Annotated in this window: 12 protein-coding genes; 1 reads left to right on the top strand and 11 read right to left on the bottom strand. The window is 44.1% G+C overall.

Features of this window, described 5'->3' with window-relative positions; translation table 11 throughout:
* Genes QGN29_RS00970 through QGN29_RS00960 form a run of 3 tightly spaced genes read right to left on the bottom strand, consistent with a single transcriptional unit; the run spans position 1 to position 4,412 of the window.
* A complete protein-coding gene (locus QGN29_RS00970) occupies positions 1–1,206 on the bottom strand; it encodes an aminomethyl transferase family protein (RefSeq protein ID WP_310798774.1) in 1,206 nt (401 codons plus the stop codon).
* Positions 1,203–2,765 carry a phytoene desaturase family protein gene (locus QGN29_RS00965; RefSeq protein ID WP_310798773.1) on the bottom strand — a complete coding sequence of 521 codons (1,563 nt, stop codon included), beginning with the start codon at positions 2,763–2,765 and terminating at the stop codon, positions 1,203–1,205. Before QGN29_RS00965 ends, QGN29_RS00970 begins: the two co-directional genes overlap by 4 nt.
* Positions 2,766–2,780: 15 nt before the next feature.
* Complete coding sequence (locus tag QGN29_RS00960; protein ID WP_310798772.1) at positions 2,781–4,412, bottom strand: phytoene desaturase family protein; 1,632 nt, start codon at positions 4,410–4,412, stop codon at positions 2,781–2,783.
* A 193-nt stretch (positions 4,413–4,605) separates the two neighbouring features.
* Between QGN29_RS00960 and QGN29_RS00955 the strand changes: the two genes are divergently transcribed.
* The gene (locus QGN29_RS00955; RefSeq protein ID WP_310798771.1) at positions 4,606–5,271 is read left to right on the top strand and encodes a TetR family transcriptional regulator C-terminal domain-containing protein; all 666 of its coding nucleotides are present in this window, start codon (positions 4,606–4,608) and stop codon (positions 5,269–5,271) included.
* Positions 5,272–5,293: 22 nt separating this feature from the next.
* Here the strand turns inward: QGN29_RS00955 and QGN29_RS00950 are convergent, their stop codons facing one another.
* The 8 genes from QGN29_RS00950 to QGN29_RS00915 all read right to left on the bottom strand — a co-directional run bounded on the left by QGN29_RS00950 (position 5,294) and on the right by QGN29_RS00915 (position 16,130).
* On the bottom strand, positions 5,294–7,684 hold the full coding sequence (locus QGN29_RS00950; protein WP_310798770.1) for a serine hydrolase: 2,391 nt from the start codon (positions 7,682–7,684) through the stop codon (positions 5,294–5,296).
* A 218-nt stretch (positions 7,685–7,902) separates the two neighbouring features.
* Positions 7,903–8,355, bottom strand: coding sequence for an aconitase X swivel domain-containing protein (locus QGN29_RS00945; protein ID WP_310798769.1), 453 nt, complete (start codon positions 8,353–8,355; stop codon positions 7,903–7,905).
* Complete coding sequence (locus QGN29_RS00940; protein WP_310798768.1) at positions 8,352–9,530, bottom strand: aconitase X catalytic domain-containing protein; 1,179 nt, start codon at positions 9,528–9,530, stop codon at positions 8,352–8,354. Before QGN29_RS00940 ends, QGN29_RS00945 begins: the two co-directional genes overlap by 4 nt.
* Positions 9,531–9,543: 13 nt before the next feature.
* Entirely contained in the window at positions 9,544–11,274 is a 1,731-nt protein-coding gene (locus QGN29_RS00935; protein WP_310798767.1) for a thiamine pyrophosphate-binding protein, read from the bottom strand.
* A 30-nt stretch (positions 11,275–11,304) separates the two neighbouring features.
* Complete coding sequence (locus QGN29_RS00930; RefSeq protein ID WP_310798766.1) at positions 11,305–12,792, bottom strand: M20/M25/M40 family metallo-hydrolase; 1,488 nt, start codon at positions 12,790–12,792, stop codon at positions 11,305–11,307.
* 18 nt (positions 12,793–12,810) lie between these two features.
* Positions 12,811–13,437, bottom strand: a complete 627-nt coding sequence (locus QGN29_RS00925) for a TetR/AcrR family transcriptional regulator (protein ID WP_310798765.1) — start codon at positions 13,435–13,437, stop codon at positions 12,811–12,813.
* Between the two features lie 10 nt (positions 13,438–13,447).
* Positions 13,448–14,695, bottom strand: a complete 1,248-nt coding sequence (locus tag QGN29_RS00920) for an MFS transporter (protein ID WP_310798764.1) — start codon at positions 14,693–14,695, stop codon at positions 13,448–13,450.
* A gap of 1 nt (position 14,696) precedes the next feature.
* The gene (locus QGN29_RS00915) at positions 14,697–16,130 is read right to left on the bottom strand and encodes a pyridoxal phosphate-dependent decarboxylase family protein (protein ID WP_310798763.1); all 1,434 of its coding nucleotides are present in this window, start codon (positions 16,128–16,130) and stop codon (positions 14,697–14,699) included.
* Positions 16,131–16,227 lie beyond the last annotated feature (97 nt).

The following is a 16,227-nucleotide window of genomic DNA, read 5'->3' as shown; positions in this document are numbered from 1 at the left end:
TCACCAATCTGCAGGAGGTGTTTGGCGCCGTCGCGCGGGATCCCAAAAAGGTTTGTCCACGACTTCACATTTGGCCCAAACGCGGTTCCACTTTAGCTCTTTTTGATAAAAAATTTCCGCCCAAATGGTGTCTCCAGCCTTGCCGTAAGGCATGTCTACATACCCAAAAGCAATATTCTTTTTCGCGCTTGGTCCCCAAGTTGTACTGCTCACGGCGCCGATTGTTTTGCCATCCAGCTTGTCAAAGAGATAGGCGTTGCACGCGGTTTTATTGCCCTCAACATCAAGTTTGACAAATCTATATCGACTGCCTTCTTTTTTCTCTCTCATCAAGGCTCTACGGCCATTGAAGACAGCTTCTTTATCTAGGTTCACAAGCCAACCAAGATCTAACTCATAGGGGCTGCGCGTATGGCCAGGACGGATTGTCTCATGGGCACATGCAAAGTCAACGCCTGCCATAAGAAAGCCTGCTTCAACACGGGCAATTTCTAGCGCATCTGTGCCTATTGGGCGGACGGTATAGTCTTTACCGGCTGTCATGATGGCATCCCAAAGGGCAAGGGCTTTCTGCGGCGTAATCATCATTTCATAACCAAGTTCACCAGTATAGCCTGTTCTGCTAATCATCAACTGTTCACCGCCAAAATCGAAGAACCTTAGATCAAAGGGTTTTAATGTTTCGATATCAGCAAGGCCCATATTTTTAAGAATTCGACAAGTGACAGGTCCTTGAAAGGCAAGGGCGGCAATTGCATCGGTTTCTTCTTGAAAAGTGACATCAAAACCAATTGCATTTCGCTTTAATACTTCTAGTTGCCTCTCTTGAGCACAAAGGAGATAGTGATCTTCAGCAAACCGAAAAATAGTTCCATCGTCTATTACCTGTCCTTGATCATCACACCAGACAGAATAAGCAACCCGCCCTGTTTTAATCTTAGTCATATCCCGGACCATCATGCGGTTTAAGAAGTCAAGAGCATCAGGCCCTTTAATGGAATATTTTGCCATTGGTGTGAGGTCAAAGAGGCTCGCACTATTGCGTATGGAAAAATATTCTTTGGAGACACTTTCAAGATAATCAGGGACTGTATAATCAGCCCAACGGTGCCATTTGTTCACACGATCCCATTCTTTTTGTCGGTCATAAAAAGGGGTTTTGCGGGCACCTTCTTTATAATGATTTTTTGAGACGGGAAGGGTCATGACAACTCTCCTTTTGAAAGGTCTGATAGAACCACTTCTGCGGCTAATTTTCCAGGCAATCCTGTGATGCTACCGCCAGGATGTGCGCCTGCTCCACAAAGATATAGACCATCAAGAGGAAGGCTATATTGAGCTGCACCTGGAGTGGGGCGCATCATCATGAGTTGATCCAAAGCCATCTCTCCGTGATGCCAGTGCCCTCCTTTTAAGCCGAATTTTTTCTCAATATCAACAGGCGTATATAGCTCTGCATGAATTATTGAGCGATGAATGTCTGGGGCGTAGAGGGCCAGATGGTCGATGCATGCTTTTCGAAGATTCATTTTTGCCTCTGCATGCCATCCCCCTTTCAGCTTATAGGGAACATAAGAAATGGTAGCACTTAAGATATGATGCCCTTTGGGCGCTAGAGAAGGGTCACTTAAAGTTGGTATATGGACTTCCATTAATGGCTTTTTTGCTATTGACCCATATTTAATAGGATCAAAGGCTCTTTCTACATTCCGGATCGTATCTGTTAGGACCAGTCTGTTGGTTAAGGATGACTGATCTAGCCCGTTAAAGTCAGGGCAATTTTCCAAAAGAAGGTGTAATTTCGCTGTAGTGCCTTGCATTCTGATGTTATCAATTCCCTTGACAAAGTCAGCCTCAAAATGACGCGGTCCCACAATATCCAATACGGTCGTCTTTGGGTCCGCGTTGGAGATGATCACTGGCGCGAAGAACTGTCGCCCGTCCACAAGAGTCACGCCTTTCGCTTTAGCCTTTTCCACTATGACATTAGACACAGCACTCTTTGTTTGAATGTCAACACCAAGCTTTTTTGATTGCTCTGAAAGCAGAGTGAAGAAGCGGTTCATTCCCCCCTTCAATGTGCCAATTGACGCAGTCGTGGCTTGTCGGTAAAGATAGGTATAGACGGTGCCAATCGAGCGAGGAGCCGCGAAGTGACCAAGACAGGCATCGAAGGCGATTGCGCCTTTCAACTCGGGGCTTTCAAAGCGCTCATCAAGCCAATCATATATGTTCATGCCAGCAATCCGAAGGAATTCACGCATTCCGTCTTTACCAAGACCGAACCTAAGTTTCCATCCTAGTTTTAAGGCAGTTTTTTTATCTTCCCAATCAGCGTTGAATAAATCTATAGGGGCATGAGTTAATAAAACTTTTAAGACAGAAGCATATTCACAAACTTGCTTGTGATAGGCTGGCCATTCTTTTAGGTCTTTTGCGCTTAAATCCCCAGAAAGATTTCCATCTCTGATGGAGATTGGATCAGCATTTTCCGTCATGAATAGACTATCGTGAACCGTGCGGTTCTTGTTCATCGAAAGACCAAAATCTTTTTCTATTTTGGGCTCTAAGGGACCGAGGAATTGAGCACATGGCGAGAGGGTGTATTGCCCATTCAATTTTTCACTTCTGGCGGCACCGCCAACTTGCTCTTGAGCTTCAAGAACAAGGACCTTTTTGCCAGCTTTTGCCAAATAGCTCGCGCAGATAAGACCATTGTGTCCTGCGCCAATTAGAATGGCATCATATGTTTGTTGTTCTGTCATCATCCATTCCAGTTTTTAATCGTCACCGTCATCTAAAGGTACAGTATTTTGTGCTTTCATGTCTCTTAGGATTTCTCGTGCAGCATTCGCACCAGGCGCTGCCATCACCCCTCCGCCTGGGTGTGTTGAAGAACCACACATATACATGCCTTTGACAGGACCACGATATTGAGCATAACCAGGAAAAGGCCGGTTGAAGAGGAGCTGGTCCAAGGTCAATTCCCCCTGAAAAATATTCCCTTGAGTTAAGCCGATTTCATTTTCGATTTCCCGAGGCGTGCGGACTTCCACATGGCGAACCAAATCCCGAAAATTCGAAGAATATTTGCTAATTTGATTGAGGACACAGTCACCAAATTCACTCACCTTATTATCACACCATTCGACTTCCTGGTCTTGATCATCTAATAGGTGAGGGGGGCAATATTGGACAAAAACACTCATGAAGTGTTTACCAGGAGGGGCCATGGTAGGATCAGCGAAAGTCGGTAAAAGCATATCGAGATAAGGATCCCGCGACCATGATCCGTTTTTCCAATCATCGTAGGCTCGCTCCATTCTATCCATACTGTCTGTCACATGGACAAATCCATTCACCAAAGGGCTATTTTCTGGTAAAGCGTCAAATTTGATAGGGCCATCAAGGGCAATGTTAAGCTTTCCGCTAGAGCCTCTTATCTTAAAATTCTCTGCATAACGAACAACTTTTTCACCGGCATCTTTTGGATCCATCAAAGTGAGAAAAGTGCGTTTCGCATCCAAGTTAGAGACAACTTTATCCGCATATATTTCTTCCCCACTGTCTAGGACGACGCCCTTAACTTTATTATTCTTTACAAGGATCTGATTAACGCCTGCTTTCGTGCGCATTTCTCCGCCGTGAGACTGAAAACTGCTCGCAAGAGCTTTTGATATGGACCCCATTCCACCACGTGCAAAACCCCATGATCCTACACTGCCGTCCATATCACCCATATAATGATGTAGCATGACATATGCTGAACCTGGAGATTTTGGACCTAGTCCAGTCCCAATAATCCCCGATCCTGCGATATGTGCTTTTAGAACATCGCTTTCAAAATATTGATCCAGGTAGTCTGCTACAGAGATGGTGAAAAATCGCATAAAATCATGACAATCTTTTTCACCTAAGCCATAAAACTGTTTTGCCAAATAAACTAGTTCCTGAATATCGCGGGGTCTGAAACTTGTCGGGTCTGGAGGCGTTCTCAAAAGAAAAGGACGAATAAAACGACACCATTTAGCCATGTCCACATTAAAACGGTCATAAGCATCTACATCATTTGGACTATGACGCGCAATTTCACGGCGGAATACTTCATGATCTTCGTAGGCTCCTAGAAAGTCGCCATTTTCCATCAATGTTGCTCCGCCGCCGATGTTGATAATTTGAAGGCCGTGACGCCCTAGGTCTAGGGCACGGTAAATTTCCGGCCGAAAGAGAGAACAAACATAAGAACAGTTTGAATAGACCCAGTCTTCGTGCAAATTGCGACTGACAGCAGCACCGCCGATATAATCATTTTTCTCGAGCATCAGGACATCAAGGCCAGCTTTTGCGAGGAAAGCTGCATTGGTGAGGCCGTTATGCCCAGCCCCTATAACGATGGCATCATACTTTTTCATGACTTACTATTCCTATTATCGCTCACGGTCTCTAACTTGCTGAGTTAAATGAATCAAAGACTCGCTTCTTTATAGTGGAAAGATGCCAATAACAGCATGCAATGTCTACTTTTTAATGAATAGACATTCAGTAAATATATTTAACTCTATACTTTACAATGATTTTTATCTATTGGTTGAGCAAGAGGTGATTATGTCTGAAGACAATAAAGCTAGAATAAGACGGAGAGCGTCAAAAGGATATCGTAGACGTCAATTGATCGAAGCGACCATCACATGCATTGCAAAAAAAGGGCTGAATGATACCACTCTTTCGGACGTTGCAACGCTTGCTGGGCTGAGTCAGGGCTTAATTAATCTTCATTTTGAAACGAAGGATAATTTACTGCGAGAAACACTTCTCTATATACAAGATGAATATGAATGTGCTTGGCGAGAAGCGCTAGAGAAGTCGGTGAACGAACCGGCACAAAGATTGGCTGCCCTGATTAGGGCGGATTATCTCCCTCATATCATGAGCCGTGATAAAATGGCCGTTTGGTTTGGATTTTGGGGGGAAGTGAAAGCGAGACCTACCTATCAAAAAATTTGCCGTGAGAAAATGGAAGAGCGCACAGCACTCCTTGTTTCCCTTATTGAAGACCTCATTGTTAAGGGTGAGTATGAAAATATGGAAGCGAAAGGCATTGCTGATACTTTAACAGCTTTAGCCGATGGTTTATGGCTGAATGTGTTAATTGGAACACAGAAAAACAGGACAGATGCAGAGCAAGTTATGCTGAACTATATCGGTCAGTTATTTGTAAGGCATAGGGCGGCTTTTTCTATAAAAAAAAGAGGCGCCGAAGCACCTCTTTAGACCTTAAGATTTCTCTACAAAACTATTGTGAGAGTGTAAAGAGTGATTTATCAAAGGTTTGATTGGTTTTCATCGAAGTAATCTCGATCAGCATATTGCCACTCATTGGATTAAAAACATTCACCTTGTATGGTTGACGATATCCATTAACCTCTCTGAAATCGCTGTATGTAGTAACGATTGGAATAATGCCGATGTTCTCAAGGATCATACCGCCTCGGCGCTTAACAATATCGCCAGTTTCAACATCCACGGCTATGGTGGTTGCAGGCAATCCCTCTTCAGTCAATTCAACTAAATAGACGGCTTTACCATCCATCTCTCTTTTTTCTTTAACTTTAAAGCTGTCATAACTCGCGACTAAATCAATACCCGCATATGGGTGTTCATTTTTAGCTTGTTCTAAAAGGTTTCCATTAAATTCTGTATAAGGCTGAAGACCTTTGGTTGCTGCAAAATCACCATTTAGGACTGTTGTAATTTGTCCATATTGCCCAAAATTAAGACTTTGATGATAGCGACTATCGCCCTCTACTTTCATCAGCATTTCGCCTTTTACGCCAGCTTGCTTCATCATAACATTTGCTGTGATTGAAGTGCTTCCTGCCTTTTTGAAGGCGGCAATTTTTTCTTTCGTCTTCATCAGGGCTAAAATGTCTTCCTTTGATGGAAGAGGGTCGCTTTTTTGCTGCGTTGAGCGATCGACTTCTGCTGAGAGTGCTTTATTATCTCCTCGATAAATGCTTAAAGTTTTGCCAGCCCCCTGTTCGTCGGTGTCGAATTTAGCAGAGAGCATCTTATTAATTCTAAAAGCGCGGTGGCCTTTGTCATCTGGTAGATGCAATTCATAAACCATCTCGCCAGGAACATCGATGGCTAAGCGATTGTTTTTGATTAGGGCTTTGATTGGTCTTGGTAAGGCAGGATGCTTGTAATCTCCGAGGAGCGGAGAAAATTCTGCGAGATCCACTTCTGCTTTTGCAGAGACTCCTTTGCGCGGAATTTCAAAGTCCATGCCGCCTTGATGCATGCGCATCATCTTGGCCTTACCCTTTTCCACTTCACTAAAGGAAACAGCAATTGTGTTTGTGAGTTGGAAATACCATTTTCCTTTGGCGTCAGGATCTTTTAGAGCATATAAACGTTGGCCCGGAACATCAACGGCAAGGGCACCTTCGGGAGTGACTTGTACAGCGAATGTAGCATCTCTGAAAGGCCCAAAGTTCGCGATATAGTCGCCAATATATGGGGTGTAGTCAACTTTTCCTTCTTCCTCTTGGGTCTTCTCTTCACTAAAGAGACCATCCCATACAATTTCCATTGATCCCTGCTGAAGAGGTGTTGCTGTTACATTCGTTAATAAGACAAAACCAAGGTTTTCTTCAGGCATAAGTGCGACTTGTGCAGCATAGCCTTGAATGTTACCACCATGCTCGATGACTTTCTTCCCTTGCCAATCACGGATGAACCATCCTAAGCCATAATCCATGCCTGGCGCCATCGAAATGGCGGCCCCCCAAAGGTCATCAAACTGTTTAGACGAGAGAAGCTGTTTTCCATCAAATTTGCCTTTCCCTAGGTTAAATCTAACCCAGTTAGCCATATCCAAAACATTAGAATGAATGCCTCCTGCGGGTGAAATGTTATCGAGATTTTTCTTCTCTAAAGCTTCGAATGTTTTCGTCGCAGCAATCCAGCGATAGCCTTTCGACATATTAGAGGCTTCCGCATTTCGAGATGTAGAGCTTTTCATGTGAAGTGGCTTTAATAGGCGTTTTTCTAAAAGGCTGTCCCAGTCTTTTTCACCGGACGCTTTTGCAGAAGCTACGCCAGCCGCTAAGTATAATACATTGTTATAGTTGAATTTTTTTCTAAATTCATCAAGGGGTTCTGCATCCAAAGACTCTCTTAGGATTGCTTCACGGCCCACAACCCCACTCGCCCATAAGATATCATTACGAGAAAGGCCACTTCGATGGGAAAGCATATCACGTAGTGTAAGTTCGCCAGTTGCTTCGTTTAGGTTTGGCTTAAACCACTCCATATAGGTTGAGACTTTCTCGTCCCATCCCATTTTTCCTTCATCTGCGAGAAGGGCAACAAGGGTTGAGGCGAAAGCCTTACTGGTTGAGCCTATTGCAAAATTTGTATCAGGTGTCACTGCGACCTTACCAGCCAGATCTCTGTAACCAAATCCTTTTGCAAGGATTATTTTGTCATCTTTGATAATAGCAAGCGCCATCCCTGGTATGTGAAGTTCTTGTCGTTTTCTTTCTAAAGCCTCTGAAAGAGCATTTAATCGGCCTTCCATATCATCTGCAGCTTGCGTACCGACTGAGATCAGTAGCAGCAGGGAAGCGATTAAAAGGTTGAGTAGTATATTGTTTTTACATTTCCATTTTATTGAAGTCATTTCAAACTCCTCCTGTCGATTTGTACCTCATTAGTCTTAGTCATTTAGAAAATATTACACACTGAGCGAAATAAATTCCTCATGCTATAATTTGTAGAATAATTTAATTTGATAACCCCCCGTTATCTATGGTGACGTTTCACAATAAAGAAGAATAAGTCAAGCCTTTGAGTTTCTGAAGAGGTGCTGACTTTCAGAATGGTAAGAAGTCAACGTTGCTATAGAATAGAATTGTCTATGAGGATGTTTCCGGTTTTATCCTCAAGAGTCAAGCGCTGGCCTGATTGAATATGGTCAAATAAATCACTTCCAGAATATTCGATGATTGGGATTGTTTTCTCAAACCAAACGTCAGCGAGAACAATGCCCGAGACAAGCAGGCTATCTGCGCTTTGTACAATCATGCCCGCAGGCCCGATGCCCTCGCTCACAAGATCCAGAAGAACAAGGCCTGTGTGGGTTGACCCTATGCAGCTTGGAAAAACAAGAATTTTACCTTCAGTTGAGGCCTTGTAAAGGTCGTGGTGCTGATCGTAGATGACAGCCTTTTTGCCCGGGAGTAAATTTTGTGCGTTGCACATTGCGCCTGTAAAATTTATTGGCTGCTGGGTGACGATGGCTTTCCCAGAAGCGCTGCCATTGATAATTATTTTTCCAGGAAGAGTTGTCATCTGTCTACCACCCCGCAGATTTTGAGAAGATCGTCTAGATCTCCGTATTTCGTTCCGTCGAGATAATAGTATAATTTCGCACTATTGGTCAGAACTTGCTGTTTCCCAATGCCAATTCTAAGACTCATGCCAGCAAGGGGGCAGTGGTTGTAAATTTTCACTCCTGCTTTCTTCACTTCTATTCCGAGATAGGACTGCGCAAAGCGATCATAGGCGTCAGGCATAAGATGAAAGAGCGTCGCTTTTTTAACTTTCTTTCCTACAAAATATTCAGCCACATGATTAGCTTCTTCTAAGGTCATTTGGGGACAGCCAAAGGCGACGGCTTTACTTTCTTTTTGAACCCGATGAGAAGCCCGTACTTCGTTGATGTCATTTTGTGTAATGGTGAGTATTTCACGAGGCTCCTGCGCTTGAAAGGCCGCTTCTAAAGTTGGGGCTTCTGGTGTTTGGCCGACAATATGAAAGAGACTAACTCCGCCACTCGAGGCCATAGCTGCGCCCATATTTTTTAATTCGATGGCTGAAAATTTATATGTACTATCGATGACTGGAGTGCGTTCAACGCAGACTTTTCCAAGAAGATATCCTAAGGCAGGCGCATCCATTGTTTCGATGTCTAAATGGATCAAAAGATCGCCGCCCCTGTTCTCCTGAAGCAAAAAGCCAAATTCTGGGGCAACGCCCGTCAAAGCTAAACAGATATCTACCATGACAGAGTTGCGATTGCTTCGCGCCCCAATAACGCTGTTCGCATAGATAATTGCGGACGATTCTGCCCAGCCAAGAGTGTCGCCAAAATCTGGAACGTTGGCATCAAAATAACAGACACAGCTATAATTTGGGGTGACCCCAATCCGATCCATGAGAGTTTCATGATGTTTCTGCCCTTTGAAGACAAGCCTATTCTGGAGAGCGAAATCAAACCCTGGATGTGGATTTAAGGTCGTTGGTACTTTCACCTTAAGTCCAGCGTCTGCTATTTTTTCTAATAATTGATAGTAGCCATTAAAACTGCTGATCCTGAAAGAGCCTGTTAAGTGAGCACTTTTTATTGGGACAAGCCGGGCAGCATTAAAGGCGCGCCCATAGGTCACTAATGTTTGAAGACATTTCGCTAAGACAGGCCCTTCACCGCCAGAAAGAATCTTTTGCTGTTCTACGGTTAAATCCATTATCTTGATGACCCTATCCTGTAATTTTGCGGCCTACAGCACGCCCAACCATTCGTAATTTCGTCATGGTGTCAAAACGGTCGATATTGGCTTTGACAGCGCCTTCTGTAAAGGCTGTTCGTTTGCTATAGTCAATATTAACTCGAACAAGTACAGGTCTGTCTCCAGCAGCAATTTCTAAGGCTTTTAGAATGCCTTTATCGCAGTCGTCATTACAATCGATTGCCACATATCCTGCATGCACTGCCAGAGCCATACCCTCGTGATTTAGTTCAGGTAGAACCGTGCATGTTTTTCTATTGTAAGGAATTTCTTGAGCCTGAGCAATTTGCGACAATTCACCGTCGGCAAAAATAAAATAGACAACTCCAAGGCCGTTTGCTGTGGCGGTCAGAGCTTCCATACCCGTCATCAGGAAGGCTCCGTCGCCTACGATACCAACAACTTGTTTTTCTCGGTTTTCAAGCTTAGCAGCATTTGTCGCAGGCACACAATATCCCATGCAATTGAAATCTGTCGGACTAATAAAGCGTCGCTCATCCCTGATGGGCATCAGCTCAGCAGTGAGGAAAGTATGGTTCCCGTCATCAACAACGACCATGCCGTCCTTTTGCAAATGAGTATCGAGGGCATCAAAGAAAACCTGAGGATTAACGCGATCTTTGCTGTCATGTTTGGCCCAAGCAGCTCGATATTTTTCTCTTCCGGCATGGATAGTGGCCGAGGGTGATGTTTGGTTTGTAATTTTTTTATCTTTTAGCGCTGCCAGTAATAGGGGAGCTGCTTCAGCGCTGTCTCCTTCAATACCAATTGTCGCGGGATAATTTGCCCCAATTGCGTCTGGATTGATATCAATGTGAATGAGGTCTTCAGGTGGGATAGAACTGAATGACCCTGTGGCGATTTCTCCAAAACGTACACCAATGGCTAGCATCACGTCGCAGTCTTCAAAAGCATCACGAGCAGCAGGGACAGCTGCAGGCCCAAAGCCCATGCCAGCCCAATTTTTATGAGAGTGAGGATAAACCCCCAGGCCTTGTAAACTGCTACAAACGGGCGCATTCAATTGCTCAGAAATTTCCATGATTGTTTCGCGGGCTGTCTTTGCGCCCCATCCGAGAAAAATACCGGGTTTCTTCGCTTGCGCTAATTTTTCTGCGGCAGCTTCAATTGAGGATTTATCAACGGCAGCCCCTAGGCGTTCTAGTTTACTATATTCAGGAAGAGCGGAAACTTCCCCCTTCAAGAGTTGCAGATTTACCGGGATTTCCACATAGACAGGGCCTGGTTCTCCTGAAATAGATAAGTCATAGGCTTCAAAAATTTTAGGAACAATTTCATCTTGAGTTTCTGCTCTGAAAGTGCCTTTCGTCAAGGGAGCCATTAAGGCCTGCTGATCCATTTGATGTAATTGATATTCATGCCCTGTATCGGTACGCGTGCCACCAGAGATAACAATCATCGGGATGCCATCTAAATAAGCTTCTCCGATGCCGCTCATAGCGTGAGTAAGCCCTGCAGCTGGCACAACAACGCAAACCCCTACACTATCAGAAGTTCTAGAGATCGCATCAGCCATAAAGGAGGCACCCGCTTCATGGGTAACCAGCATCGGCTTGATTTGATTGCTGTTGTTCAGCTCATCATAGATCTCGGTGGTGTGTACACCGGGGATACCAAAAGTGTGCCGTGCGCCAATTTGTTCAAGAGCATAGCGGACAAGCCAAGCACCAGTTTTTTTCATGTTATTCTCCCCAGAATAGGTCTTTATATATCACTCAATTTCAGACAGCCAATTCGCCTCTGCTGCATTAGATAGTATTCTATAGAAAAACTCTACATTTTTTGCATAGCTTTTTACGGGCATTTTCTCGTTCACACCGTGCATACCATCAAGGATGTCTCTGTTGAGAGGGTGGAAAGCAAACCGAAATTGGCGGTCTGAAACATCATAATAGTTTTTGAGGTCTGTCCCGCCAAAGTCAAGAAAACTTGTGATCGGAAGGGCGGGATCCATCTCTTTGATTGATTGATACAAGAGATCCCACTCTTTACCGCTTGCTGGTTTAATTGGGCTGGCTACATGTCCTCTGAGTATGGAAATACTGACATCAGGGTCGTCAATAATGGTGACAAGATCTTTGAGTACCTGTTCAGGTGTTTCACCAGGAAACAGTCTTAGATTGACAGTAGCACGAGCAAGGGGTGGGATGACATTGCTTTTAATTCCTGCACGAGCGATGGTTGGTACGACTGTTCTATGCATGCTTGCAGCCATCTCAGCGGACTGAGCAAGCTGTTGATTAACCAAAGGACCAAAGAGCCAGATATTTGAGAGAAGATATTGATTGCCTTTGGTCATATAGGGCAGTAAAGGTTCTATTGTTCCGATAACGTAACGGTTATCAAGCGGCGGCTGATTATCTTCCAACTTTAGGAGTGCCCGAGAAAGTTTAACGAGAGAAGTGTCTGGTTTAGGTTTTGAGCTATGACCTGCAGGTCCTCTTGCTTCCACCAGCACATCTAAATATCCCTTCTCAGCAATGGCGACCATTGCAGTAGGCACTTTTACGCCTAATTCTTTTAACAAGTCAGGATCAGCGACTGCCCCGCCTTCATCTAGTATGAAGGCCATTTTCTTGCCGCGCTTTTTGAGTAGTGCAGCAATGGATCCAGCCCCTTTTTTGCCGCCGATTTCTTCATCATGGCCAAAGCCAAAATATAAACTGCGTTCTGGTTCGAAGCCTGTTTTAACAAGCTCTTCTAAGGCATAGAGCAGGGCAATCATGTTGCCTTTATCATCTATAGCACCGCGCCCCCAAATGTATCCATCAGCTATGGTCCCGCTAAAGGGTGGGTATTTCCATTCTTCCTCTGTTTCTGGATTGATTGGCACCACATCATGATGGGCGATGAACATGGCTGGCTTAAGAGATACATTAGAGCCTTTCCAAGTTAAGAGCAGACTCATCTCTGCTACTATATCCACGTCTAGTTCTGAAAAGACTGTGGGAAACTCTGTGTATAAAAAGGCAAGATACGAAGCAAAGGTTTTACGATCCATTTTGGTGCGGTCATTGTAGCTCACTGTAGGGAAACGAATAGCCCTAGCCAAAACTTCATGAGCCAGAGACGCATCAAGGGAAAGGGCAGGTGCTTTGCTGCTGACTTTAGGAGTATCAATCGTGAAAAAGTTATAGAGAGTAAGAGTAATCACTATGCCGAGGAGGAGCCCTGTAATTTTTAAAGCATTTTTTACCATAAGACTTCTTTCTAATATTTACGCGATTAATGCCAGGATCAGACGATCTAATTGTTCCTTTAAACTTTGCTCGCTCGGCCCTTGGTCTGTATTCAAACTCTCATACTCTAGTCTTAAAACGGTTCCCATCATCAAACGGGCATCAAGGGCCGGTGTTTTTGCCTTCAAGGCCTGCATCACTTGTTCAGCATCTGAAATGAGCGCGCGGCGATAGTCTCCGGCTTTAAGGGCAAGGTCTTGGTTAAGATGACTCTGATACAGAAGGGCTACCTCGACGGCAAGGCCAGTAGGTCGTTCTTTGAGTTGCTTTACCATATAGGTGAAAATGCGATGGCTGATACCTAACGCTATCTCCCTTGGGGAAAGGTCGTTTTCTTGATCTTGGTGGATTTGATTAATTAAAGAGTGCGCGATTTGAATTTGTTCGGGTCTAACACGCTCTACAAAGCGATTAATGGCTTGGAGAATGAGGTCATCAATACTGACGAAATAATAGGTAGTTAACGAGGGCGGCACATCAGCTTCTTTGGCGACTAGTCTGTGTGTTGTCCCTTTAATACCTTCCTTGGCTATCACGTCAAGAGCTTTATCCAGAATATATTGTTTCTTTGCCTCTCCTTTAGAGGTCACACGTGCAGAGTCCATAGTCTTATCCTTAATAGCGAAGCCGACGATATAGCAGCATGAGGATCAGTGAAATAACAACACTTAATCCGAAAAAAAGCAAGGCAGCAGGGTGAATATTTTGAGGCGTATCAGTAATTACTTGAGAGACTACAAAAGGGCCGATCCCACCGCCAATCAGCATGGCCCCACCGTTATGAATGCCAGCCACAGCAGCAATATGATTGGCATTGACAATGCGCTGTAAGATTGCAAATTCAGCACATGTAAAGGCGCAGACCATTAGTGAAGCCAGTGTATAATAGCCAATAGCACTATGCGTATCCGAAGATGTAAACATAAGATAGATAAAGGCCCCTGCAAATAAATAGCCTATAGACGCGAGGAGAATTCTATTATTAAACCTATCGCCGAAATAGGCAAAAATTCCCAACGCTAATATGCCGGGAATATAAGGTAATGTTGTGAGCCACTGCAAATCTTCGAAATCAACATTCAACGTCGTTGTAAGATAGGTTGGCAGCCAATTGACCATGCCACTTGTCAGGATATTGTGGATGATTGTGACTGAAAATAGCAATAAAAACTCTGGTCTTTTTATTGTCTTTAGCGTGGGCCCAAGAGAAACTTTTTCCGTCCTAATTGCTTGTTTGTTGGGCGTGTTATGGACATATTTGACGACCAAGGGAAGCAAGAAAATCAAACTAAGAAGCGCCATGCCAATAAAGATGACTTTCCAGCCATATTCAACCATTGTAGGCACAATGATTAAAGGGCCAGAAACGATCGCTAAATAAAGGCCTGCTACCCATAGGCCATTCGCCTTGCTTCTTTCAGAAAGGGGAAACCATTGGTGAGTCATTTGATTCATGAGGGGGAAATGCACTCCTTCCGTTAGGCCTAGGGCGACACGACTGGCTGCAAACAGCATCATGAATTGGCTGAGCCAAGCCCCTGCGGCAGTCAAAAGGGACCAAAGAATAATGATAAGGATTAAGCTTTGTCGGGGTCCAAATCGAGCTGCAAAGGGGGTAAGGAAAATATTAGAAAGACCATAGCCTATATAGAATAAGCTAATCATCATTGCTCCATAATCGCGGGTTTCTTCTATGGTCCAGCCAAATTCCTCTGCCATTAAAGGGATTGCAAATGTGATATTTTGGCGATCAAGGTAGGCAACAAAGACAGAGAACATAAGAACGACACCTAGTCGCCACCTGTGCGGATGAAGCTTAGATGCCTTTTGTTCTGATTGGGAGGGTGTTTCTGATGTATTCATTTTATCTAACGTATAATCTATTCATATATTCGACAAGCAATTGATCTCGGTATTGACTTGGCATCAGATTCATCAAATTATTTATTTCCCTCATATTGTCAGGTAAGTCAGATCCATCTGTTCCGAGCGTGGATCCCAATAGATCAAATAATTCAGGGCCTGCATTTTCGAACATCTCTAACAATTGTGCAGGCAGTTCGTTCATTAGGGGCGGCGTACCGTTTGAGCGTAAGTCTGTGACACATTTTCTAAGGTCATGAATTAAATCATCCACATGAGGCGCGTTTGATGCGCCGACAGAAAGGTGAATGTTTGCAGGAACTGTATTGAAACCAAATTGGGGTTGAATATACCATCCATAGGTCTTCATAGCTTCAGATAAGGCGAATATATCAAAATCTTCAGCTGTAAAAGCAAAAAGGTTTCCCTTAGGATTTCCGAGAAGACGTAAACCTTCGATATCCTTTATAGCCGCGCGAATTTTTTCACTGGCCGCTTGAGTTTTCCCGACCAAGTCCATATAGCCTTCTTCGCCAATATGGTTAAGGATTGCCCAGCAGGCAGCAACAGGGCCGCCAGATTTTGTGGACATGACAGTGGGATTAACAACAGTATACCCCATCCATCCCGACCAGGCGAAGATTTGGTGACGCCTTAAGGCACTATCTTTATATAAGATTGCGCTGGCTCCTTTGGCAGCGTAGCCCCATTTATGGAAGTCCATTGACAGCTGAGTGACCCCGTCAACACTTAGGTTGAAGTCATACATCTCATACCCATGCTTCTTCGCAAAAGGCATATACATTCCGCCGACACAGCTATCCACATGACACAGAAGGTGATGCTTTTTCGCTATGGCAGCAATGGCAGGAATTGGGTCCATGATGCCCATACCGTAACTGGGCGCAGAAGCCACAATCATGATTGTATTTTCTGTGATTGCCTTCTCAATTTCGCTTGGGATTGCTTCGTAGCTTGTTGGATCTACCTTGGTTTGTACTGGTTTAATGTCAAAATATTTAAAAGCTTTGTAGAAAGCAGGATGAGCTGTTTCTGGCAAGATGATTTCAGGGGAGGTGATTTCAGGGCGGATGCTACGGTAATAGTCTCGCGCTGTTTTGACAGAGAGTAGAATGCTTTCGGTGCCACCGCTTGTGAAGCTACCTGCTGCCGTCTCAGGAGCTTCTTGTAAATCTAAGGCTGCGGCAATGACATCTCTTTCTAACTCCAGGCAGCTGGGAAAAGAGCTGGGATCTAGACCGTTTTCTGTCATGAATAAATTAAAACTATTTTTTAATAGATCCATGGCTTCAGGGCCTGCATCATAGACATAGGCGAAACACTTACCGCCTTTCCAGTCAACATCCTTTGTTTTTAAGGCATTTAAGGTGTCTAATATTTCAGTTGCATCACGGCCTGATTTGGGGAGTTTCATCGGTTTCTCATATGCTGATTATTCAATTATTGGACAAATGTACAATAATCATTTTCAATGTCAAAAGAAATTCTCTTTTCTTATGGGCTGACTTTGT

This window comes from Temperatibacter marinus, from assembly GCF_031598375.1.
GTDB classification, from domain to species: domain Bacteria; phylum Pseudomonadota; class Alphaproteobacteria; order Sphingomonadales; family Kordiimonadaceae; genus Temperatibacter; species Temperatibacter marinus.
Note: the sequence above shows the minus strand (reverse complement) of the source record. Positions and strands in the feature narration are given on the sequence as shown.

Coding starts and splice junctions, on each gene's coding strand:
- QGN29_RS00970 (WP_310798774.1), bottom strand. CDS start 1,206: ATGACCCTTCCCGTCTCAAAAAATCATTATAAAGAAGGTGCCCGCAAA.
- QGN29_RS00965 (WP_310798773.1), bottom strand. CDS start 2,765: ATGACAGAACAACAAACATATGATGCCATTCTAATTGGCGCAGGACAC.
- QGN29_RS00960 (WP_310798772.1), bottom strand. CDS start 4,412: ATGAAAAAGTATGATGCCATCGTTATAGGGGCTGGGCATAACGGCCTC.
- QGN29_RS00955 (WP_310798771.1), top strand. CDS start 4,606: ATGTCTGAAGACAATAAAGCTAGAATAAGACGGAGAGCGTCAAAAGGA.
- QGN29_RS00950 (WP_310798770.1), bottom strand. CDS start 7,684: ATGACTTCAATAAAATGGAAATGTAAAAACAATATACTACTCAACCTT.
- QGN29_RS00945 (WP_310798769.1), bottom strand. CDS start 8,355: ATGACAACTCTTCCTGGAAAAATAATTATCAATGGCAGCGCTTCTGGG.
- QGN29_RS00940 (WP_310798768.1), bottom strand. CDS start 9,530: ATGGATTTAACCGTAGAACAGCAAAAGATTCTTTCTGGCGGTGAAGGG.
- QGN29_RS00935 (WP_310798767.1), bottom strand. CDS start 11,274: ATGAAAAAAACTGGTGCTTGGCTTGTCCGCTATGCTCTTGAACAAATT.
- QGN29_RS00930 (WP_310798766.1), bottom strand. CDS start 12,792: ATGGTAAAAAATGCTTTAAAAATTACAGGGCTCCTCCTCGGCATAGTG.
- QGN29_RS00925 (WP_310798765.1), bottom strand. CDS start 13,437: ATGGACTCTGCACGTGTGACCTCTAAAGGAGAGGCAAAGAAACAATAT.
- QGN29_RS00920 (WP_310798764.1), bottom strand. CDS start 14,695: ATGAATACATCAGAAACACCCTCCCAATCAGAACAAAAGGCATCTAAG.
- QGN29_RS00915 (WP_310798763.1), bottom strand. CDS start 16,130: ATGAAACTCCCCAAATCAGGCCGTGATGCAACTGAAATATTAGACACC.